The organism is Stappia sp. WLB 29 (assembly GCF_023507705.1).
Taxonomy (GTDB): domain Bacteria; phylum Pseudomonadota; class Alphaproteobacteria; order Rhizobiales; family Stappiaceae; genus Stappia.
This window is the reverse complement of sequence record NZ_JALBGD010000004.1, coordinates 195,952-216,959: the sequence shown is the minus strand read 5'-3', so window position 1 is coordinate 216,959 and position 21,008 is coordinate 195,952. Positions and strand designations below refer to the sequence as shown.

Annotated in this window: 17 protein-coding genes and 1 other RNA gene; 9 read left to right on the top strand and 9 right to left on the bottom strand. The window is 65.0% G+C overall.

Annotation, left to right across the window (positions count from 1 at the left end):
* Positions 1 to 58: 58 nt before the first annotated feature.
* The 6 genes from MNI96_RS09770 to MNI96_RS09745 all read left to right on the top strand — a co-directional run bounded on the left by MNI96_RS09770 (position 59) and on the right by MNI96_RS09745 (position 6,305).
* On the top strand, positions 59 to 1,708 hold the full coding sequence (locus MNI96_RS09770) for an acyl-CoA synthetase (RefSeq protein WP_249692570.1): 1,650 nt from the start codon (positions 59 to 61) through the stop codon (positions 1,706 to 1,708).
* Between the two features lie 54 nt (positions 1,709 to 1,762).
* An RNA gene (gene ffs / locus MNI96_RS09765) (signal recognition particle sRNA small type) lies at positions 1,763 to 1,860 on the top strand.
* A 166-nt stretch (positions 1,861 to 2,026) separates the two neighbouring features.
* Positions 2,027 to 3,994, top strand: coding sequence for a DNA polymerase III subunit gamma/tau (locus MNI96_RS09760; protein WP_249692567.1), 1,968 nt, complete (start codon positions 2,027 to 2,029; stop codon positions 3,992 to 3,994).
* 87 nt (positions 3,995 to 4,081) lie between these two features.
* Complete coding sequence (locus tag MNI96_RS09755) at positions 4,082 to 4,402, top strand: YbaB/EbfC family nucleoid-associated protein (protein ID WP_067223300.1); 321 nt, start codon at positions 4,082 to 4,084, stop codon at positions 4,400 to 4,402.
* Between the two features lie 4 nt (positions 4,403 to 4,406).
* Complete coding sequence (gene recR / locus MNI96_RS09750) at positions 4,407 to 5,015, top strand: recombination mediator RecR (protein WP_097175393.1); 609 nt, start codon at positions 4,407 to 4,409, stop codon at positions 5,013 to 5,015.
* A 69-nt stretch (positions 5,016 to 5,084) separates the two neighbouring features.
* A complete protein-coding gene (locus MNI96_RS09745) occupies positions 5,085 to 6,305 on the top strand; it encodes a lytic murein transglycosylase (RefSeq protein ID WP_249693027.1) in 1,221 nt (406 codons plus the stop codon).
* A gap of 30 nt (positions 6,306 to 6,335) precedes the next feature.
* Here MNI96_RS09745 and MNI96_RS09740 read toward each other — a convergent pair whose 3' ends face one another.
* The 8 genes from MNI96_RS09740 to MNI96_RS09705 form a co-directional block, all read right to left on the bottom strand.
* Positions 6,336 to 6,713 (bottom strand): hypothetical protein, encoded by a 378-nt coding sequence (locus MNI96_RS09740; RefSeq protein ID WP_249692565.1) that lies wholly within the window; start codon positions 6,711 to 6,713, stop codon positions 6,336 to 6,338.
* Positions 6,714 to 6,837: 124 nt separating this feature from the next.
* The gene (locus tag MNI96_RS09735) at positions 6,838 to 8,481 is read right to left on the bottom strand and encodes an ABC transporter ATP-binding protein (protein WP_249692564.1); all 1,644 of its coding nucleotides are present in this window, start codon (positions 8,479 to 8,481) and stop codon (positions 6,838 to 6,840) included.
* 7 nt (positions 8,482 to 8,488) lie between these two features.
* Positions 8,489 to 9,655: an ABC transporter permease gene (locus MNI96_RS09730; RefSeq protein WP_249692563.1), complete on the bottom strand. Its 1,167-nt coding sequence runs from the start codon at positions 9,653 to 9,655 to the stop codon at positions 8,489 to 8,491.
* Positions 9,656 to 9,659: 4 nt separating this feature from the next.
* Positions 9,660 to 10,769: a microcin C ABC transporter permease YejB gene (locus MNI96_RS09725; protein WP_249692562.1), complete on the bottom strand. Its 1,110-nt coding sequence runs from the start codon at positions 10,767 to 10,769 to the stop codon at positions 9,660 to 9,662.
* A 92-nt stretch (positions 10,770 to 10,861) separates the two neighbouring features.
* Entirely contained in the window at positions 10,862 to 12,793 is a 1,932-nt protein-coding gene (locus MNI96_RS09720) for an extracellular solute-binding protein (RefSeq protein WP_249692561.1), read from the bottom strand.
* Positions 12,793 to 14,622 carry an extracellular solute-binding protein gene (locus MNI96_RS09715; RefSeq protein ID WP_249693026.1) on the bottom strand — a complete coding sequence of 610 codons (1,830 nt, stop codon included), beginning with the start codon at positions 14,620 to 14,622 and terminating at the stop codon, positions 12,793 to 12,795. Before MNI96_RS09715 ends, MNI96_RS09720 begins: the two co-directional genes overlap by 1 nt.
* 280 nt (positions 14,623 to 14,902) lie before the next feature.
* A complete protein-coding gene (locus MNI96_RS09710) occupies positions 14,903 to 16,291 on the bottom strand; it encodes a diguanylate cyclase domain-containing protein (protein ID WP_249692560.1) in 1,389 nt (462 codons plus the stop codon).
* 350 nt (positions 16,292 to 16,641) lie between these two features.
* Entirely contained in the window at positions 16,642 to 17,364 is a 723-nt protein-coding gene (locus MNI96_RS09705; RefSeq protein ID WP_249692559.1) for a c-type cytochrome, read from the bottom strand.
* 204 nt (positions 17,365 to 17,568) lie between these two features.
* Between MNI96_RS09705 and MNI96_RS09700 the strand changes: the two genes are divergently transcribed.
* From MNI96_RS09700 to MNI96_RS09690, 3 genes are read left to right on the top strand one after another with little or no spacing between them, the layout of a single operon-like run.
* Positions 17,569 to 18,333: a 3-deoxy-manno-octulosonate cytidylyltransferase gene (locus MNI96_RS09700; protein ID WP_349629147.1), complete on the top strand. Its 765-nt coding sequence runs from the start codon at positions 17,569 to 17,571 to the stop codon at positions 18,331 to 18,333.
* 13 nt (positions 18,334 to 18,346) lie between these two features.
* Complete coding sequence (locus tag MNI96_RS09695) at positions 18,347 to 19,237, top strand: prephenate dehydratase (protein ID WP_249692558.1); 891 nt, start codon at positions 18,347 to 18,349, stop codon at positions 19,235 to 19,237.
* Positions 19,238 to 19,278: 41 nt separating this feature from the next.
* Positions 19,279 to 20,280 (top strand): adenosine kinase, encoded by a 1,002-nt coding sequence (locus MNI96_RS09690; RefSeq protein WP_249692555.1) that lies wholly within the window; start codon positions 19,279 to 19,281, stop codon positions 20,278 to 20,280.
* A gap of 97 nt (positions 20,281 to 20,377) precedes the next feature.
* Here the strand turns inward: MNI96_RS09690 and MNI96_RS09685 are convergent, their stop codons facing one another.
* The gene (locus MNI96_RS09685) at positions 20,378 to 20,998 is read right to left on the bottom strand and encodes a 2,3-bisphosphoglycerate-dependent phosphoglycerate mutase (RefSeq protein ID WP_249692553.1); all 621 of its coding nucleotides are present in this window, start codon (positions 20,996 to 20,998) and stop codon (positions 20,378 to 20,380) included.
* Positions 20,999 to 21,008: the final 10 nt, after the last annotated feature.

Genomic DNA, 21,008 nt, shown 5'->3' with positions numbered 1-21,008 from the left:
TGAAGGATATGAAAAGGCCGGCACCATCGGTATGAGGCACGATAGCGGGAGGACGCGGATGCTGCCTGAGGCGACGAGCTACGAGGATCTTGCCGCACGCTTCGTCTGGCAGGTGCCGGAGCGCTACAACATCGGCGTCGACATCTGCGACAAGTGGGCCGACGCCGATCCCGAGCGCACCGCGATCATCGCCATCTCCGAGGACGGCCGCCGCGACGTCGTCAGCTTTGCCGCGCTGAAAGCGCTGTCCAACCGGATCGCGAACCTTTTCGTGCGCGACGGCATCCGCCGCGGCGACCGGGTGGCCGTTCTCCTGCCGCAGGCGGTCGAGACGGCCGCGACACATATCGCCGCGCTCAAGATGGGTGCGATCACCATTCCGCTCTTCATGCTGTTCGGCGACGAGGCGCTGGCCTATCGGCTCGGGAATTCCGGCGCGCGCGCGGTCGTGACCAATGCGGAGGGCGCGGCCAAGCTCGCCCGGATCCGCAACCAATTGCCGGAATTGACGTCGATCTACGCCATCGACGGCACGGCGCCGGAGGCGAGCGATCTGCACGCGGAACTCGCCGGGCAGTCCGACGCCTTCACGCCGGTCGACACGCTGGCCGACGATCCGGCCATCATCATCTACACTTCCGGCACCACCGGCCAGCCCAAGGGCGCGCTGCATGCCCAGCGGGTGCTGCTCGGCCACCTGCCCGGCGTCGAGATGAGCCACAATCTCTTTCCCCAGCCCGGGGACCGGATCTGGACCCCCGCCGACTGGGCCTGGATCGGCGGGCTGCTCGACGTGCTGATGCCGGCGCTCCATCACGGTATCACCGTCGTCGCCTGCCGCTTCCGCAAGTTCACGGCGGAAGCGGCATTCGACCTCATCGCCAGAGAGAAGATCCGCAACGCCTTCCTGCCGCCCACCGCACTGAAGATGATGCGGGCCTACGGCGAACCGCCGGCGGACCTGCGGCTCGACATGCGGACGGTCGCCAGCGGCGGCGAGACGCTGGGCGCGGAGCTCGTGGAATGGGGCCGCCGGGTGTTCGGCGTCACCATCAACGAGTTCTACGGCCAGACCGAGTGCAACATGATCGTCTCGTCCTGCGCCCGGCTGATGCCGGCGCGGCCTGGCATCATGGGCCGCGCGGTGCCCGGCCACGACCTTGCCATCGTCGACGCCACGGGCACTCCGGTCCCCGACGGCCAGCAAGGCAATATCGGCGTCCGGCGCCCGGACCCGGTGATGTTTCTCGGCTACTGGAACAATCCCGAGGCGACGCGGGCGAAATTCGCCGGCGAGTACCTTCTCACCGGCGACATGGGCGTGCGCGATGCCGACGGCTGGCTGCGCTTCATCGGCAGGGACGACGACGTCATCACCTCGGCCGGCTATCGCATCGGCCCAGGCGAGATCGAGGACTGCCTGATCGGGCACCCGGCCGTCGCCATGGCCGGCGTCGTCGGCAAGCCGGACCCGGCGCGCACCGAAATCGTAAAGGCCTATGTGGTGCTGGCGGACGGACATGACCCGTCGGAGGCGCTGGCGAGCGAACTGCAGGACTTCGTCAAGTCGCGGCTCGCAGCGCACGAATATCCCCGCGAGATCGCCTTCGTCGATGCCCTGCCGATGACGACGACCGGCAAGATCATCCGCAAGGATCTGCGCGCCAGAGCCACCCAGGAGACCGGGGAGAGTGACGGCCACCGGTGATCTCTGCCGGATTTCCCCTTGCATCGGCGGGCGAAACTCACGATATAGGGCGTGGGAGGTTGGTGGTGGACGAGCCACTCGCCAACCGGGTCAGGTCCGGAAGGAAGCAGCCCCAACGAGTCGCGGCACGGGTCACCGTGCCAGCCTCCCACCCTTTCCCCTTCAGGTTCCGATCCGGCGCAGCTCGCGCCCAAGGGCGAGGGTGCGGCATCGCGACGGCGCAAGAACGCGTGCTCTGGTCAGCGGCAGCGGGGAAATCCTGCAAGGCGCACCGAATAGGCCTCAACATCCGGCGGCCGCGCCGCTAAGCTTGGACCCATGGACGGTCTCATCCCCACTTCTTCCGACGATGCTCCCGGCGCAGGCAACGGCAACGCCGCCTACCGGGTGCTCGCGCGCAAGTATCGCCCCCGCAGCTTCGACGATCTGGTCGGCCAGGAGCCGATGGTCCAGACCCTGCGTAATGCGTTCGAGACCGGGCGCATCGCCCAGGCCTGGATGCTGACCGGCGTGCGCGGTGTCGGCAAGACGACGACGGCCCGCATTCTGGCGCGCGGACTCAACTACGAGGTCCCGGGCGAAGCCGACCGGCCGACGGTGAACCTCGAAAAGCTGGGCGTGCATTGCGAAGCAATCATGGACGGCCGTCATGTCGACGTCATCGAGATGGACGCAGCCTCGCATACCGGCATCGACGACATTCGCGAGATCACGGACGCGGCGCGCTACCGGCCAGCCTCCGCCCGCTACAAGGTCTACATCATCGACGAAGTGCACATGCTGTCGAAGTCGGCCTTCAACGGCCTGCTGAAGACGCTCGAGGAGCCGCCCGAGCATGTGAAGTTCATCTTCGCCACCACCGAGATCCGCAAGGTGCCGGTCACGGTCCTGTCGCGCTGCCAGCGCTTCGACCTGCGCCGCATCGATGCCGACAAACTCGTCGGTCTGCTGCGCCGCATCTCACAGGCAGAGGGCATCGCAGTCGCCGACGAAGCGCTGGCGCTGATCGCCCGCGCCGGCGAAGGTTCGGCACGCGATTCCCTGTCGCTGCTCGACCAGGCCATCGCCCATGGCAGCATTTCCCAGGGCGGCGGCGACGCAATCGGCGCGGAGACGGTGCGCGCGATGCTCGGCCTTGCCGACCGCGCCCGCATCACCGACCTGTTCGAGTATCTGATGCGCGGCGATGCGGCGGCGGCAATGGCCGAGTTCCGCCAGCAATACGACGTCGGCGCCGACCCGGTGGTCGTGCTGTCCGATCTTGCCGAATTCACCCATCTCGTCACCCGGCTGAAGATCGTTCCCGATGCGGGCGACGATGCCTCGGTGACGGAGACCGAGCGGGCCCGCGGCCGCGAGCTTGCCGGGCGTCTGTCCCTGCGCCTCCTGTCGCGCGCCTGGCAGATGCTCCTGAAGGGGATCGAGGAAGTCCAGGCCGCTCCCAAGCCGCATCTGGCCGCCGACATGGTGCTGGTACGTCTTGCCTATGCCGCCGATCTTCCCGATCCGGAAGACGCCCTGCGCATGCTGCGCGACGGCAAGGCCGCCGCGCTCGGCTCCAGCCTGCCGGCAGCGCCGGCCCGCCCGCAGACCTCCGGCGGAGACGCTTCCGGGCGACAGGCGCCGAGCGAGCCGGCGCAAGCCGCGTCGTCGCCGGCCGCATCCGGTGCCCCCTACTCCACCCCGACAGCCGAGCCGGTTGCCGTCTCGCCGCAGATGCGCACCTCCACGCAGGCATTGCCCGGCGAGGCGTCCTACACTCAGGCCGCTCCCGGTACCCAGCCCCGCCTGCAGGCGCTGGCCGGAGGGCTAGCCCCGGAGACGACCCGCGCCCAGCCTGCTGCCGACAGCCAGCCGGCGCCGTCCCACGGGCTCGCCTCGCTGGCCGACTGCGCCGCTCTTGCCGCGGAAAAACGCGACATCCGCCTGAAGGTCGAGATCGAGCGGCAGATGCGGCTCGTGCGTTTCGAGCCGGGGCGCGTCGAATTCCAGCCGGTCGAAGGCGCCGATCCGGATCTCGCCGGACGGCTCGGCCGGCGCCTGTCGGAATGGACGGGCACCCGCTGGATCGTCACCGTCTCCCGCACGGAAGGACGGCCGACGCTGCATGAGGAGCGCGAGGCCAACCAGCGCCAGCTCTTCTCCGATGCCAAGGCCGAGCCCACCGTGGCAGCCCTGCTCTCGGCCTTTCCGGGCGCCAAGGTCGTCGACGTGAGAATGACCGCCGTCGAGGATGCGCCCCTTGACATGGCTCCGGTCGAAGACGAAATCGACCCCGACACATGATGCGACAGCCGGCGCCGGTACGATCCGACCTGCCGACCGGCAGGGACTGACCCGACGCCCTTTCGTACCGCTCCCAAGGAGACACCCATGGACTTCCTGAAGATGATGAAACAGGCGAAGCAGATGCAGGAGCAGATGGGCTCGCTGCAGGAAGAGATCGCCTCGGTCGCGGTGGAAGGCACCGCCGGCGGCGGCATGGTCACCCTGACCATGACCGGCAAGGGCGAGCTCAAGTCCATTCGCATCGATCCGTCCATGGCCAAGCCCGACGAGGTCGAGATCCTCGAGGACCTGATCCTTGCGGCCCATCAGGACGCCAAGGCCAAGGCCGAAGCGCTGCTGCAGCAGAAGACCCAGGAACTGATGGGCGGCCTCGGCCTGCCCGCCGGCTTCAAGTTGCCGTTCTGATCCCATGGCCAACCGGGCGGTCGCCGGACCCGAGGTCGAACGGCTGATCCAACTGCTCGCCAAGCTGCCGGGGCTGGGCCCCCGGTCGGCCCGGCGTGCTGCGCTGCACCTCATCAAGAAGAAGGACCAGCTGCTGGTCCCGCTGGCGCAGGCCATGGGCGTGGCCGTGGACCGGGTGACCGTGTGCCAGACCTGCGGCACGGTCGACACCTGCGATCCCTGCACCATCTGCTCCGATCCGCGCCGCGACACGGCAACCATCGTCGTGGTTGAAGACGTTTCCGACCTGTGGGCGCTGGAGCGCGCCGGGGCGCTGAACTGCCGCTATCACGTGCTGGGCGGCACCTTGTCGCCGCTCGACGGCATCGGACCCGACGACCTGACCATCGACAAGCTGATCGAACGGGTCGCTGCCGGAGATGTCTCTGAGATCGTCCTGGCGGTGAACGCGACGGTGGAGGGCCAGACCACGGCCCATTACATCACCGACCGGCTGCGCGGCATGGACGTGAAGGTCACGCGCCTTGCCCATGGCGTTCCGGTCGGCGGCGAGCTCGACTATCTCGACGAGGGAACGCTGGTCCAGGCGCTGAAGGCCCGCACGTCCTTCTGATCCCGCATGTCGTTCCGCGCGGGGCGCCGTGCTAGGCTCGGCGCAGCCAGCCACCTGCAACGGATCGTCATGCACCGCGCCCTGCCCGCCCTTCTCGCTTCGCTCGCAGTACTGCTTGCAGCCATCTGCAGCTCTCCCTCCCTCGCCCAACAGAGCCTGCAGGCGAAATTCGACCGGTTCCTCGAAACGCGCATCGTCCCGGCCGCTCGCGCGGCCGGCGTGCCGCAGGACGTGATCCGGCGGGAGCTCTCGGGCCTGTCGCCCGACACCTCGCTGCCGGGCCTCGGCGATCCCGACGGTCCGGAGCGGCCGCCCTCGGTCAACTATCAGTCCGAGTTCCGCGCCCCGGCCGGATATTTCCGCGACAGCCAATTCAACGCGCTGGCCGCACAGGGCCGGCGTCTTGCACAGACGCATCGCGCGACCCTGTCGCGGATCGAGGCGCGTTACGGCGTGCCGTCACGGATCATCCTGGCGATCTGGGCCCGCGAATCCGGCTATGGCGCCGCCCGTATTCCCAACGATGCGCTAAGAACCCTTGCGACCCGCGCCTTCATGGGAACCCGGCGCGATTTCTTCGCCGAGGAGACCGTCGCGGCCCTGCAGATCCTCGCGGACGGGCACATCGCCCGTGCGAACCTGCGCAGTTCCTGGGGCGGCGCGCTCGGCCAGCCGCAATTCCTGCCCTCCAGCTTCCTGCGCCTTGCGGTGGATTTCGACGGCGACGGCAAGCGCGACATCTGGCGCTCAGTGCCGGATACGCTGGCCTCCATCGCCAATTATCTCGCCTGGCACGGCTGGGTGACAGGGCGCGACTGGGGCTACGAGGTCGAGGTCCCGACTTCCGTCTCCTGCGCACGCGAAGGGCCCGACCGGGGCCAGCCGATCACGGCCTGGGTCAGGGAAGGCGTCAGCCGCGTCAAGGACCGCCCGTTTCCGCAACACGAGTTGCCGCAGCCGGGCTTTCTCCTGATGCCGGCCGGGCGCAACGGCCCGGCCTTCATCGCGACCGACAATTTCTATGTGCTGAAGGCCTACAACGAGTCCGATGTCTACGCGCTCTTTGTCGGCCATCTGGCGGGCCGCTACGGCAACAATGCCGGCTTCGTTCAGGGGTGGAAGGACGTGAAGACACGCTCGCGCGGCGCCGTGCGCGACCTCCAGCTCGAGCTGGAGGCCAAGGGCCACGATGTCGGCGGCGCCGACGGGCTGATCGGCTTCAAGACCCGCCGCACCCTCGGGCTCGAACAGGAAAAGGCCGGCCGGCGGGCGACCTGCTGGCTGGAGTGAGCCTCTGCCAGATTCCGGCAGTCGCCTGCTTCAGCGGCGTCGCAACGGTAGAGAGTAGCCCCCGCTTGCCGAAGATATATAATAGTTTCTTCCCGATTTCAGAATGTAGAAGTAGTCGGAGTGCTCCTTCTTTCCCTCGCACGTTCTGAATTCGATTGTCAGAAGCCCATACCGATCAATCTTGTATGTATGCGGATCTTTCCCTCCACATGCCTTCCCGTTGGCAAGGCGAAAATGGTTGTCTTTCTTGAAAGTAATGCCCGGAGGCGGCCAAATGGCCGAACCGAACCGTTTACCGACAATGAGCGCCCTCACCTGATCTCCGGAAAGCTGCTGTTGCGCCAATACCGGAACGGTCGCCGCAAAACTCAGAATCGAGAGGCAAATCAGAACCTTAATGGAATACATCAAACTCTCCCTCGCAATCATGCGAGTTTAGCAAGATATCCTCTCGCCTTACACGCAAAAGATGGCTCCAGGGGAGCGCGACGGCCCTCGTGGTCTTTCCGCCCTCGCAATGAGCGGCTCTCTCCTACTCGCTGACGATGCCGGTGCCCGCCGTTTCCATGCGGAAGGCTGCGGCCATCAGCGCCTTGGTGTAGTCTGACTTCGGCGCGTCGAAGACATCGGCGGCGGCTCCCGCCTCCACCACCTTGCCGGCTCGCATGACGATGACCTCGTTGGCGAGTGCGCGCACCACCTTGAGATCGTGCGAGATGAAGAGATAGGCGAGGCCGTGGCGCTTCTGCAGGTCGCGCAGGAGATCAACCACCTGCGCCTGCACGCTCATGTCCAGCGCTGATGTCGGCTCATCGAGCATGACGAATTTCGGCTGCAGCACCATGGCACGGGCGATGGAAATGCGCTGGCGCTGGCCGCCGGAGAATTCATGCGGATAGCGGAAGCGGGTGTCGGCATCGAGACCCACTTCGACGAGTGCGGCGGCGACCTTCGCATCCCGCTCGTCCGCAGTAATGCCGGGGAAATGCACGGCGAGCCCCTCGCCGACGATGTCCGCCACCGACATGCGCGGGCTGAGCGAGCCGAACGGATCCTGGAAGACGATCTGCATGTCGCGGCGCAGCGGACGCATGTCCTTCCATGACAGCTTGTCGATCTCGCGGGCACCGAAACGGATCTTGCCGGTGGAGGAAATCATCCGCAGCAGGGCAAGGCCGAGCGTCGTCTTGCCGGAGCCGCTCTCGCCGACGATGCCGAGCGTTTGGCCCTCGCGCACCGTGACGTCGATGCCGTCGACCGCCTTGATGTGATCGACGGTCCGGCGCAGCAGGCCGCGCCTCACCGGGAACCACACCTTCACGTCGCGCGCTTCCACCACCACCGGCCGGGTCTCGTCCGTTACCGGCGGTTTGCCCTTCGGCTCGGCCGCGATCAGGTGCCGGGTATATTCGTGCTGAGGGTTCTCGAAAACCTCGCGCACCGTTCCGCTCTCGACGATCTCGCCTTTCGTCATCACGCAGACCCGGTCGGCGACCTTGCGAACGATGCCGAGATCATGGGTGATGAAGAGCATGGCCATGCCGACGTCGCGCTGCAGCTCCTTCAACAGCTTGAGGATCTGCGCCTGCACGGTGACGTCGAGCGCCGTGGTCGGCTCGTCGGCGATGAGCAGGTCCGGCTCGTTGGCGAGCGCCATGGCGATCATCACGCGCTGGCGCTGGCCGCCGGAAAGCTGATGCGGATAGCTCTGCAGCCGGCTCTCGGGATCGCGGATGCCGACCTGATCGAGCAGTTGCACCACCCGGGCACGCGCCGTGGTCTCGCCCATGCCGCGATGCAGCTTCAGGACCTCGGCGATCTGCTTTTCCACCGTATGCAGCGGATTGAGCGAAGTCATCGGCTCCTGGAAGATCATCGAGATCTCGTTGCCGCGGATGCGCCGGAGCGCCGCCTCGTCGGCCTTGAGCACGTCCTCTCCCTTGAACAGGATCTCGCCGGTCGGGTGCGAGGCCGAGGGATAGGGCAGCAGCTTCACCGCCGAAAGGGCGGAGACCGACTTGCCGGACCCGGATTCGCCGACCAGCGCCAGCGTTTCACCGGAACCGATGTCGAACGAAATCCGGTCGACGGCCGTATGGGTGACGCCGTTCTGGGTGAAGGCGACCGAGAGCTCGCGGACGGAGAGCAGCGGCCGTGTGATCTGTTCGCTCGTCATTGGGTCCTCACACGAAGCTCTTGCGCGGATCGAATGCGTCGCGCACGGCTTCGCCGATGAAAATCAGCAGGCTGAGCATGGTCGAGATGACGATGAAGCCGGTGATGCCGAGCCACGGCGCCTGCAGGTTGTTCTTTCCCTGCGCCAGCAATTCGCCGAGCGAAGCCGAGCCGGGCGGAAGGCCGAAGCCGAGGAAATCCAGCGCCGTCAGCGTCGAGATCGAGCCGTTCAGGATGAAGGGCATGAAGGTCAGCGTCGCCACCATCGCGTTGGGCAGCAGGTGCCGCCACATGATCGTGGCATTGCCGACGCCGAGCGCCTTCGCCGCCGTGACGTATTCGAAGTTGCGGGCGCGCAGGAACTCCGCCCGGACCACGCCCACCAGTGCCACCCAGGAAAAGGCGAGCAGGATGGTGAAGAGTGTCCAGAAGCCGGGGATCAGCACCGAGGACACGATCAGGATCAGGTAGAGAGTGGGGATCGCCGTCCAGATCTCGATGAAGCGCTGGAACAGGAGGTCGACCCAACCACCGTAGTAACCCTGCACCGCGCCGGCGGCGATGCCGATCACCGAGGAAGCGATCGTCAGGGCCAAGCCGAACAGCACCGAGATGCGGAAACCGTAGACAAGCCGCGCGACGATATCGCGGCCCTGGTCGTCGGTGCCGAGCCAGTTCCAGTTGCCGGGCGTGCAGTTGGGGTCTTCCGCCCCGAGCGGATAGCGGCTGCAGCGCTCCTGCTTGTCGAGCAGCCATGAGGGAGGCGCGGGCGCCGGCACCGGAATCTCGTTGTTGACTGTGCGATAAGAGTAGCGGACCGGCGGCCACAGCATCCAGCCGTTGGCGCCGATCTCTTCCTGAATATATGGATCGCGGTAATCGGTGACCGCCAGGAAGCCGCCGAACTTTTCCTCCGGATAGTCGACGAGGATCGGCGCCAGGACCTCGCCCTTGTAGACGACGACGATCGGCCGGTCGTTGACAAGAAGTTCGGCGACGAGCGACAGACCAAACAAGAGGAGGAAGATCCAGAACGACCAATAGCCGCGCCGGTTGGCCCTGAAGTTCGCCAGACGGCGCCGGTTGATCGGCGACAGCCAGCCCTTCGGCCGGCCGAATGGCGCAGCGGCCGCAGTGGATCCGGTATTGCCGGCGGTTTCTGTCCGCAGGTCCATGGGCTCAGACCTCCCGGCTCTCGAAATCGATCCGCGGATCGATCCAGGTATAGGTCAGGTCGGAGACGAGATTCACGAGCAGGCCCATGAGAGAGAAGATGTAGAGCGTCGCGAAGACCACCGCATAATCGCGATTGATCACCGCCTCGAAGCCGAGCAGGCCAAGACCGTCCAGCGAGAAGATGGTCTCGATCAGAAGCGAGCCGGCAAAGAAGGACGAGATGAAGGCGCCCGGGAAGCCGGCGATCACGATCAGCATCGCATTGCGGAAAACGTGACCGTAGAGCACCTGCCGCTCGTTCAGGCCCTTGGCGCGGGCCGTCTGGACATACTGCTTGCGGATCTCGTCGAGGAACGAGTTCTTGGTCAGCAGCGTCACGGTCGCGAAGGCCGACAGCACCATGGCGGTCAGCGGCAGGGCGAGGTGCCAGAAATAATCGACGATGCGCGCCGGCCAGGACAGTTGCTCCCAGTTCTCGGACGTGAGGCCGCGCAGCGGGAACCAGTCGAGGAACGAGCCGCCGGCGAACAGCACGATCAAGAGCACCGCGAAGAGGAACCCGGGTATCGCATAGCCCACCACGATCACGGCGGAGGTCCACACGTCGAAGCGCGAGCCGTCACTCACCGCCTTGCGGATGCCCAGCGGGATCGAGATCGCATAGGAGATGAATGTCATCCATAGGCCGAGAGAGATGGACACGGGCATCTTCTCGATGATCAGGTCGATCACCGAAACGTCGCGGAAATAGCTCTCGCCGAAGTCGAATCGGGCATAGTCCCACAGCATCCCGGCAAAGCGCTCCAGCGGCGGCTTGTCGAAGCCGAACTGTCGCTCCAGTTCCTTGATGAATTCCGGGTCGAGGCCCTGGGCGCCGCGATATCGCGATCCGACCGAGGAGGCATCTCCGGCCGTGTCTGCGCCGCTCCCGGCGAAATCGCCGCCCCCGCCCGAGATGCGGGCAGTCGCGGATACATCCGTTCCTTGAAGCTGGGCAATGACCCGCTCCACCGGTCCGCCGGGGGCGAACTGGATGATGACGAAGTTGATGGCCATGATGCCGACGAGAGTCGGTACGATCAGCAGCAGCCGGCGCAGGATGTAGGCGCCCATCGTGTCAACGATCCCTTTCTTGCCGGTAGCCGGCCGGCTCGTTCGCCGTGCCGCAACCGCAATGCATGGTGCCTTGGAGCATGTGTCGCATGTCAGCGCATGCCGATTCGCTCCGCGCTCTCCCGGTCGTACCACCAATGGAGTTCGGGCGCGAAATCATGCGTGGGCGGTGCCTCGGGATGTCCGAACACATCCCACATGGCGACCGTATGGACCGCCTTGTACCATTGCGGCACCCAATAATAGCCGGCCCGCAGGATCCGGTCCAAAGCACGGGCGGCAACGGTCATTTCCTCGCGCGTGGCGGCCGAGAGGATCTTGTCGATCATGGCATCCACCGCCGGATCCGCGATGCCGGCCAGGTTGGTCGAGCCGGGCTGACTGGCCGCTTCCGATCCCCACATCTGACGGATTTCCTCGCCGAGGGTCGGCGCCAAGGCGTAGCGCCGTGAGACGATGTCGAAGTCGTAATCGTTGATACGCGACTGATACTGCGCCGGATCGACCACGCGGAAATTCGCCTTGATGCCGAGACGTCCCAGGTTGCCGATATAGGGGAGAGTCACACGCTCGAAGGTCGAGGTGTTCGAGAGGAACTCGAAGGCGAGAGGCTCGCCGCTCGGCAGGAGCAGGCGCGCCCCGTCTCGCCGGCACCCCGCCTCGCGTAGCAGGCGGTCGGCCTCGCGCAGCATCGAGCGGTCCTGTCCGGACCCGTCCGATACCGGCGGCAGGATCGCCGGCCCGAAGACCTCGTCCGGCACCTTGCCGCGCCATGGCTCCAGCAGCGCGAGTTCGGCCGCATCCGGCTCGCCTTCCGCAAGCATGGCCGAATTCTGGAAGAACGAACTGGTGCGCTTGTAGGCATCGAAGAAGAGCGAGGTGTTGGTCCACTCGAAATCGAACACCAGGCCCAGCGCCCTGCGGACGCGCGGATCGGAGAACTTCTCCCGCCTGAGGTTCATGAACCAGCCTTGCGCCCCTGCCGGACGCCCATCCGGGATCTCCTCGCGGATCACCCGGCCGTCCTCGACAGCGGGGAAGTTGTACTCCGTCGCCCAGGTCCGGGCGGTGAACTCCTCGCGGAAGGTCATCACGCCCTTCTTGAACGCCTCGAAATCCACCTGCCGGTCGCGGAAGAACTCCAGCCGGACACGGTCGAAATTGTAATGACCACGGCTCACGGGCAGATCCGCCGCCCACCAGTTTTTGACCCGTTGGTACTCGACGAAACGGCCGACCTCGTGCCGGCCGACCTTGTAAGGGCCGGACGACAGCGGCGGGGTCAAGGTGGTCTGGGCGAAGTCGTAGCGGGAATAATAGGCTTTCGACAGGATCGGCATGCCGGCCGCAATCAGCGGCACCTTGCGCGACTGCTTGCCGGAGAACACCAGCGCAACCCTGTGGGGAGCCTCGACACGAACCTCGGAGAGCTCGCGCAGGACCTGACGTATCGAGGGGTGCCCCAGTTCCTTGAGTGTGACCAGCGAGAAGGCAACATCCTCTGCGGTCAGCGGGCTCTCGTCATGGAATCTTGCCTGCGGCCGCAGGGCGAAGGTGTATACATTCCCGTCCTCGGAGACCTCGACCGTCTCGGCAACAAGACCGTAGACGGCGTCCGGCTCGTCCAGCGCCCGCACCATCAGCGTGTCGAAACACAGTTCCATCCGGGGCGGCGCGTCGCCCTTCAAGATCAAGGTATTGAAGCTGTTGAAGGTCTGCGGGTTCTGATTATAGGCCCAGGACGGCGCCGAGAACACGATCCGCCCGTCCTTCGGCGCATCCGGCACCACATAATCGAAGTGGGTGAAATCCGGCGCATACTTCAGATCGCCGAACACCGAGAGCCCATGTCGCGGAGCCGTATCGCTTGCGGCTTGCGTGTCCGTGGCGGCACGGACCGAACGACCGCCCAGCGGCAAAAGCGTTGCCGCGCAAAAGGCCAGAGCGCCTCCGACCACCTGCCGCCGGTCCGGTCCCGTCTGCCCGATGGCGGCGGGAGGGGGCATCTTGCGTTCTCTCGTCATCACTGCCGCCTCCGCACCGCCGCGGCCTTTTGCGCATCCCACCACCAGATGGTCGGGAAACCGTGCGTGTATTCGGGGATATTCTCCGGGTGACCGAACCTGTTCCAGCGGGCGGTGCGATCAACGTCGATATACCATTGCGGCACCACATACTGATGCGCCATCAGCACCCGGTCGAGAGCGCGGGTCGCCGCGACCAATTCCTCACGATCCTTGGCGAAGATGACCTTTTCAATGAGCGCATCGACGCCCGGATCCTTGATGCCGCTGTAGTTGCGCGACTGTGGTCGGTCGGCGGCCTCGCTGCCCCAGTAGTCGCGCTGCTCGTTGCCGGGCGACAGGGACTGCGCCCAGCCCAGCGTCGTCATGTCGAAATCGCGCTCGCGGATCCGGTTGATGTATTGCGGCGTATCGACAGTGCGCAACGTCATCCTGATGCCGATCCGCTCCAGATTGCGGGCATAGGGCAGAACGTAGCGTTCGGAATTCGGATCGTTGTCGACGAACTCGATCGCCAGTGGTTCGCCGGTCTGGCGGTTCACCATCTGCCTGCCGCGCAGTTCGTAGCCGGCCTCGTCCAGCAGTTCGACCGCCTTGCGCATGTTATCGCGCAGCCGCCCAGGATCGCCGTTCACAGGATTCTCGTAAGGGGTTGTGAACACCCGCTCGGGCACCAAGTCGCGAACGCTTTCCAGGATCTCCAATTCCTGCCCTTCCGGCAGGCCGCTGGAGGCGAGTTCGGTTCCGGCGAAATAGGACGGTATGCGTTTGTACTGGTCGAAGAACACTGTCTTGTTGGCGGTCTCGAAATCGAAAACGAGATTCAGGGCCTGACGCACCCGGATGTCGGAAAACTTCTCCCGCCGGAGATTGAGGACAAAGGCCTGCATGATACCACGAGCCTTGTCTGGGAACGTTTCGAGAACCACGCGGCCGTCCTTGGCGGCCGAGAAGTCATAACCTGTCGCCCAGTTCTTGGCACTGTTCTCAGATCGGAAGTCATACTGATCCGCCTTGAACGCCTCCAGCAGCACCGTCTGGTCGCGATAGCTGTCATAGCGGACCTTGTCGAAATTGTGGGTGCCCACCTTGGTGGGATGATCCTTCGCCCAGTAATCGTCTACGCGCTCATATTCGATATAGCGTCCCGGCTCAAAAGCGCCGATGCGGTAGGGGCCGGAACCAAGCGGTCGCTCCAGAGTGCCGTTGGCGATGTTGCGCGCCTTGCCGTCGGGGGCGGTGCCTTCCCACCAGTGCCTGGGCAGGATGATCAACTGACCGACGATCTTTGGGAGTTCGCGATTGCCGGCGGAATCGAAGGAAAATCGGATAACCCGCTCGCCTGCCGCCTCGGCCTTTTCCACGTGGCGATAGTAGAAGGCCTGGCTTGGATTGACCTCCTTGATCTTTTCAAAGCTCCAGATCACGTCGTCGACACTGATCGGCATCCCGTCGTGCCAGCGCGCCTGTGGATTAAGCCGGTACTCCACCCAGGAATAATCGGCCGGATAGCGCATCGCCTCGGCGATCAAGCCGTATTCAGAGTTGATGTTGATCTCGTCGAGAGCCGGCTCCAGGAGAGAATCATACATCAGACCGAGGCCGGGAGCCGGGTTGCCCTTCGGCAGGATCGGATTGAGTGTGTCGAAGCCCGTGCTGTCGCCAAGTCGTACGATACCGCCTTTGGGCGCCTCGGGATTGACATAGTCGAAATGCTTGAAGCCCTCGGGATATCGAGGCTCGCCGGTCAGCGACGCCGCATGCCGCCATTCAGGCTCGTCCTGCGCCCGTACGGCCGAAAGCCCTGCCAGCAACAGGCACAGCGCCATCAGCGGCAAGGTCACGAGCCAGGGGACCGCCGGCAGATGGCGGGCGACCGTATCTCCCTTGGTGGACGAACGAAGGAAAGTGCTTTGGCGATCTGTCTGCATCATGGCGATTGAACGGATCCGTCTGTCTTGCCGCGACACGCGCCTCTTGGCCACGCGGCTGCGCCGGCGTTGTTGCCCTGAAGGCATATTAGGGAGTTGTACCGCCCGCCGACAGACGTGAAACGCTTCATGACGAAAGTTTAATCGTGGCCGAACGTGTCGGCAGGCCGTGCCCGGATCAGGCGGCGGCGAGTTTCTCACGGTACATCCGCTGGTCTGCGAGCTCGAGAATCTCCGGAATCGTCGTTGCGTCGTCGGGATAGACCGCCCAGCCGACACTGGCTCGAATGCCGATCACGTGGTCGCCCGCCCGCACCGGCTCGCTGACCGCCTGGCGCAGCCGCTCTGCGAGATTGGCGGTGCTCTGGTGGTGGGTCATGCCCGGAACCACGACTACGAATTCGTCGCCGCCGATCCGTGCGATCGTGTCGGACTCCCGCGTCTCCTGACGCAGTCGCTTGCCGACCTCGCGCAGGACCATGTCGCCCACCGCATGACCGAATGTATCGTTGATCGGCTTGAACGCATTGAGATCGACGAAAAACACCTGGAAGCCCAGACCCGTCCGCTCGCTGAGGGCAGCCAGTTGCTCCAGCCGGTCTTCCAGCAGGCGGCGGTTGGGCAGCCCGGTCAGGGCATCGTGCAGTGCCATGGACCGCGCCCGTTGCTGGGCGATTACCACCATCGCCGAAAGGAAGGCGATCGCGAATGTCACGCCGAAACCGACCATCCGCGCGATACGCACCTCCGGAGAGCTTGTCGTCCAGCCGCCGACCGGCCGGCTCGCCATCTGCCATGTGCCATTCGGCAGATTGACCGGCAGCACCACCGCTCCGCTGTCGAACAGGTTGGGATCCCCCAGAACCATACCTCCAGCAGGTCCGAGACCATCCGCGCCGCGGATCGCGAACTGATACCCGTTCATCTCCGGCCGGATGCCGGCATCCTCGAACAGCGTATCCATGTCGATCACCACGGAGGCGATCCCCCAATACCGGCGCTCGATACTGGTCTCGTCGTCCTCGATGGGAATCAGCACCGGCGATCGTGCGATCAGGGCACGCCCGCCCTGCACCAGGTTGACTGGGCCGGCGACCACGGTGCGCCTTTCCTGCATCACCCGCTTCACCACCGTCCACTGCTCCTCGTTCTTGCTGTAGTCGAGACCGAGCGCCCTCAAATTGCCGAGGAGCGGATAGACGTAGCGAACGACGTTGTCCGGAGCGAGAGCAATGAGCTTCACATGGTTGTTGAGCGAGGAGATCTCCTCCGCGAACCGGCGGAACTGGCGCTGGGTGAGATCGCTGTTGATGGCGGTGAAGCTGACGAGCCCTTGCGAGATATAAAGCGTCGCGCCGATGGTTCCCTCAAGCCGGGCCCTCGCCTCCGAGAGGCGGGACAGCGTTTCGTTCTGCAGGCGCTTCTGGGCGTTTTCCGTCAGCAGCGTCGAGATGTAGCTGGTGAGAGCCACCCCGAGAATGCAGATGAATGCGACGACGGCAAAGGCGATCGCCCGATGCTTCCATCGGATCAGCGCCAATTCCTTGCCGCCGGACGCCTGCGTCATGGGCCCTCGCTTGCCAACGATACGCGTATGGAGACCGCTTGTCCGATCGGTTTGCGTGTCGTTCAAGCCCGACGTCTCCATACCTGATAAAACTGCGTATCACATCCCGGTTAAAGAGGTATTTGCAGACGAATGGCGGCCGCCCTCCAGGGTCAACGCATCGACACCCCGCAAAGCGCAAGGGTTATAGCCGAAAGCCGCGCATCTTCACAGCCGGAACGCAGCGGAAACTTGCGGTTCAGACCTTGCTTGACTGAAGGAACCGGAGGCCTGGAAAAGGAAAAGGCCAGGCTCACGCCCGGCCTTTCGAACTTCGCTTCAAGTCGGAGACGCAAGACGTCGCGCCGGCTTTACTGGGCCTGCGTTCCTTCCGCAGGAGTCTCTGTGACCGGAGGTTCGGTCGCGGGCGCATCGGCCGCCGGAGCCTCCGTCGTAGGCGCTTCAGCAGCAGGGGCCTCGGTCGCAGGTGCTTCGGCAGGCGTCTCCGCCGCGGGCGCTTCGGCCGCCGGAGCATCGGCAGCGGGCGCTTCCGGCAGCGGCTGCGGATTTTCCGACAGCGTGCGCAGATAAGCGATCAGATTGGCGCGATCCTCGGGCTTGCGCATACCGGCGTAGCCCATCGAGGTACCGGCGACTTCCTGCTTCGGGCCGGCCAGGAAGTGATCGAGGTTCTCGTAGGTCCAAGCCTCATGCTCCTGGGCATAGGCCTGCATACCGCTCGAATAGCGGAACCCTTCGTGGGCTGCCGGCGCGCGGCCGACCACTTGCCACAGGCCCGGACCAACCTTGTTGGTGTTGGCGCTGGAGAAATCGTGGCAGGACGCGCAGGCGCGGGTCAGCTTCTCGCCATCTTCTGCCGAAGCGCTCTGGAGGCGAACCGCGATCGGCTCGACCTGCGGTGCTTCCTCGGCCGGTGCCGAACCAGTATCCGCCTCGGCCACGACGATCTCGTAGCCCGGCTTCTCGGGTGCATCCTGGTGGAAGATGATTTCCGACACGATGCCGAGTCCCATCGTGAGGAGGAGGACGGACAGGATCGCACCGGCGATCATATTTAGCTTGGCAGAATTCATTCCCGCTGGCTCCAACTCCCTCGGTTGCTGCAAGGCCAATACGAGAAGGCCCCGCGCAACGCGGCGCGTGGTGAAAAAGTCGCCGGAAACTACAAAGTTTTTGACGCTCGTGTCCATAGGTTTAAAAGGGCAGTCCATGATACAAATCATCGCATGTTGCCGCCGGGCGTGCCCCGCACCCTTCCGGCGCCCGAAAGGCCGTCCGTGACGCCCCCTGCACCCCTGTCCGCCCTGGTGGTGATCCCGGCGCGGATGGCGTCGACGCGCCTGCCCGACAAGCCTCTTGCGCTCATTGCCGGCAAGCCGATGATCGCGCATGTGATCGAGCGCGGCATGGCCGCCGGGATCGGCCCTGTCGTCGTTGCCTGCGATCATCCTGACATCAGGGCCGCAGTGGAAGCTGCCGGCGGAACCGCAGTGATGACCGATCCCGACCTGCCGAGCGGCTCCGACCGCGTCCGGGCCGCGGCCGAGGCGGTCGACCCGACGCGCGCGTACGAGATCGTGCTCAACCTGCAGGGCGACGTACCCCTGATCGACCCGGAGGCGATCCGCGCCGCCTTCGATCCCCTGTCCGATCCGGCGGTCGATATCGGCACCATCGCAACGGAAATCCGGAGCGAGGCCGGCAGGACGGATCCCAGCTTCGTCAAGACGGTGGGAACGCCGGTTGGCGAACGCCGGCTGCGCGCGCTCTATTTCACCCGGGCGACCGCCCCGACCGGCCCCGGACCGCTCTATCAGCACATCGGCCTTTACGCCTATCGGCGGACCGCGCTCGACCGTTTCGTATCTCTGCCGCCCTCGCCGCTGGAAAAGCGCGAAAGCCTCGAGCAGCTGCGGGCGCTCGAAGCCGGCATGCGCATCGATGTCGGTCTCATCGACAGCGTGCCGATGGACGTCAACACGTCCCGCGATCTCGAAGCCGTGCGGGCCATTTTCGCATCCCGCGTCTCAAACCCCAGCTGACAACCGGTCGAACATGACGAACAAGAAGCGCATCGTCTTCCAGGGCGAATACGGGGCCAACTCGCACATGGCCTGCCACAATGTCTATCCCGCCTATGAAGCCGTGCCCTGTGCCACCTTCGAGGATTGCTTCACGGCACTCGAGAACGGAGACGCCGATCTCGGCATGATCCCGGTCGAGAATTCCGTTGCCGGCCGTGTTGCGGATATCCATCACCTGCTGCCCCGCTCTTCGCTGCAGATCATCGGCGAGTATTTCCTCCCCATCCGCTTTCAGCTGATGGGGCTGCCCGGCACCAGGATCGAGCAACTGAAAAGCGTGCAGAGCCATGTCATGGCCCTCGGGCAGTGTCGCAAGATCATCCGCGAACTCGGACTGCGAGCCATCGTGGGGGCCGACACCGCCGGCTCCGCACGTCAGATCGCCGAGGCCGGAGATCCGAGTGCAGCCGCATTGGCACCGCAGATGGCCGCCGACGCCTATGGACTGGAGATCCTGCGCCGCGACGTCGAGGACGAGGCCCACAACACCACGCGGTTCCTCATCCTCTCGCGCGATGGGGTTCGGGCGGAAAACAACGGCCAGCCTGTCATCACCACATTCATCTTCCGTGTGCGCAACGTCCCGGCGGCGCTCTACAAGGCGCTCGGCGGCTTTGCCACCAACGGCGTCAACATGACCAAGCTGGAATCCTACCAACTCGAGGGCCAGTTCTTCGCGTCCATGTTCTACGCCGACGTCGAAGGCCATCCGGAAGACCGCAGCGTCTCGCTGGCGCTGGAGGAACTGGAGTTCTTCTCCGCCGAGTTCAAGCTGCTCGGCATCTATCCGGCCAGCACGTTCCGCGACAAGATCCGCGAGCCCGAAGCCAACCGCGCCTTGCGTCCGACACCCGGCATCTGACAGCCGCTTGCCCGATACCAGATAAGGACAGTTCCATCACCATGACCAGCCAGCGCTTCGACACATTGTGCATCGGCAATGCCATCTGCGACGTCTTCGCCCACGTGGAGGAGGATTTCCTCGTCCGCGAGAAGCTCGTGAAAGGCTCGATGCGCCTGATCGATACCGAGGAAGCCGTTCGCCTCTACGAGAAGATGGGGCAGACCACCCGGATTTCCGGCGGCAGCGCCGGCAATACGGCAGCCGGCGTTGCCGTGCTCGGCGGTGCCTCCGCCTATTTCGGCAAGGTCGCAGAAGACGAACTCGGCAGCGCCTTTCGCCATGACATGCGCGGCACCGGCGTGCATTTCGAAACGCCGGTCCTCGTCGACGGCCCGCCCACGGCGCGCTCGATGATCCTGATCACGCCGGATGGCGAGCGGACCATGAACACCTATCTGGGCGCCTGTGTCGAACTGTCCGAAAAGGACATCGATGCAGACACGGTCGCAGCCTCCGCGATCACCTATATGGAAGGCTATCTCTGGGATCCGCCCGCGGCCAAGGCGGCCTTTCTCAAGGCTGCCGAGATCGCCCATGCGCACGGCCGCAAGGTCAGCCTGACGCTTTCCGACAGTTTCTGTGTCGACCGCTACCGCTCCGAGTTCCTCGGCATGATGCGCGACGGCACGATCGATCTGCTGTTCGCCAACGAGCACGAGTTGAAGGCGCTGTACGAGACCGCCGACCTCGATACGGCGATCGCAGCCGTTCGCGGGGACTGCCCGACCACCGCGCTCACCCTCGGCGCCCATGGTGCGATGGCGATTTCGCGCGAGGAGACCGTGCGGGTTCCCGCCGCCGCGGTGACCGATGTCGTCGATCTGACCGGCGCCGGCGACCTCTTCGCCTCCGGTTTCCTGCTCGGCCAGGCACGCGGTTTCGACTTCACCACCTCGGCCGAGCTCGGCTGCCTGTGCGCGGCGGAAGTCATCGGCCATGTTGGCGCCCGCCCGGAGCGCTCGCTGAAGCAACTGGCGGAGCAGCAGGGCTTCGGTCTGTGACCGCCTGACGCGTCTTCCTGCCGCCTTTTCGCAAAAGAAACGGCCGCACCCTGAGGGCGCGGCCGTTTCTTTTTGATCTGCGGCGAATGAGGTCGTCTCAGTCGGAGAGGTCCTGGACGGAGGCGACCTTGCCCTCGTCCGTCAGCCGATAGACGATCGGCGCGCCGGTTGCCAGTTCGCGCTTGAGGATCTCGTCCGGCGACAGGCCTTCCAGCTCCATCACCAGCGCCCGCAGCGAGTTGCCGTGGGCGGCGACGATCACCCGCTTGCCGGCAATCACCTGGGGCAGGATTTCGGACCGGTAATAGGGCAGCACGCGCTCGGCGGTCATCTTGAGGCTTTCGCCGCCGGGAGGGGGAACGTCGAAGGAGCGGCGCCACACATGCACCTGCTCCTCGCCGAACTTCTCGCGCGCCTCGTCCTTGTTCATGCCCGTGAGGTCGCCGTAGTCGCGCTCGTTCAGGGCCTGATCGCGCACCGTCTCCAGGCCTTCCTGACCCAGTTCCTCCAGGATCAGCTTGAGGGTGTTCTGGGCACGGCTGAGATCGGATGTGAAGGCGATGTCGAAGGCGAGCTTCAGGTCGCGCAGCTTGCCGCCGGCAGCGCGCGCCTCGGCGATCCCCTTCTCTGTCAGGCCGGGGTCCTTCCAGCCGGTGAAAAGGTTCTTCAGGTTCCATTCGCTCTGCCCGTGGCGCACGAGCACAAGAAGATGTTCCATTGCGAGACTG

Excerpts from the sequence above, each read along its gene's own strand:
- MNI96_RS09770 (WP_249692570.1), top strand. The coding sequence starts at position 59 with ATGCTGCCTGAGGCGACGAGCTACGAGGATCTTGCCGCACGCTTCGTC.
- MNI96_RS09760 (WP_249692567.1), top strand. The coding sequence starts at position 2,027 with ATGGACGGTCTCATCCCCACTTCTTCCGACGATGCTCCCGGCGCAGGC.
- MNI96_RS09755 (WP_067223300.1), top strand. The coding sequence starts at position 4,082 with ATGGACTTCCTGAAGATGATGAAACAGGCGAAGCAGATGCAGGAGCAG.
- recR (WP_097175393.1), top strand. The coding sequence starts at position 4,407 with ATGGCCAACCGGGCGGTCGCCGGACCCGAGGTCGAACGGCTGATCCAA.
- MNI96_RS09745 (WP_249693027.1), top strand. The coding sequence starts at position 5,085 with ATGCACCGCGCCCTGCCCGCCCTTCTCGCTTCGCTCGCAGTACTGCTT.
- MNI96_RS09740 (WP_249692565.1), bottom strand. The coding sequence starts at position 6,713 with ATGTATTCCATTAAGGTTCTGATTTGCCTCTCGATTCTGAGTTTTGCG.
- MNI96_RS09735 (WP_249692564.1), bottom strand. The coding sequence starts at position 8,481 with ATGACGAGCGAACAGATCACACGGCCGCTGCTCTCCGTCCGCGAGCTC.
- MNI96_RS09730 (WP_249692563.1), bottom strand. The coding sequence starts at position 9,655 with ATGGACCTGCGGACAGAAACCGCCGGCAATACCGGATCCACTGCGGCC.
- MNI96_RS09725 (WP_249692562.1), bottom strand. The coding sequence starts at position 10,769 with ATGGGCGCCTACATCCTGCGCCGGCTGCTGCTGATCGTACCGACTCTC.
- MNI96_RS09720 (WP_249692561.1), bottom strand. The coding sequence starts at position 12,793 with ATGACGAGAGAACGCAAGATGCCCCCTCCCGCCGCCATCGGGCAGACG.
- MNI96_RS09715 (WP_249693026.1), bottom strand. The coding sequence starts at position 14,622 with ATGGCGCTGTGCCTGTTGCTGGCAGGGCTTTCGGCCGTACGGGCGCAG.
- MNI96_RS09710 (WP_249692560.1), bottom strand. The coding sequence starts at position 16,291 with ATGACGCAGGCGTCCGGCGGCAAGGAATTGGCGCTGATCCGATGGAAG.
- MNI96_RS09705 (WP_249692559.1), bottom strand. The coding sequence starts at position 17,364 with ATGAATTCTGCCAAGCTAAATATGATCGCCGGTGCGATCCTGTCCGTC.
- MNI96_RS09695 (WP_249692558.1), top strand. The coding sequence starts at position 18,347 with ATGACGAACAAGAAGCGCATCGTCTTCCAGGGCGAATACGGGGCCAAC.
- MNI96_RS09690 (WP_249692555.1), top strand. The coding sequence starts at position 19,279 with ATGACCAGCCAGCGCTTCGACACATTGTGCATCGGCAATGCCATCTGC.
- MNI96_RS09685 (WP_249692553.1), bottom strand. The coding sequence starts at position 20,998 with ATGGAACATCTTCTTGTGCTCGTGCGCCACGGGCAGAGCGAATGGAAC.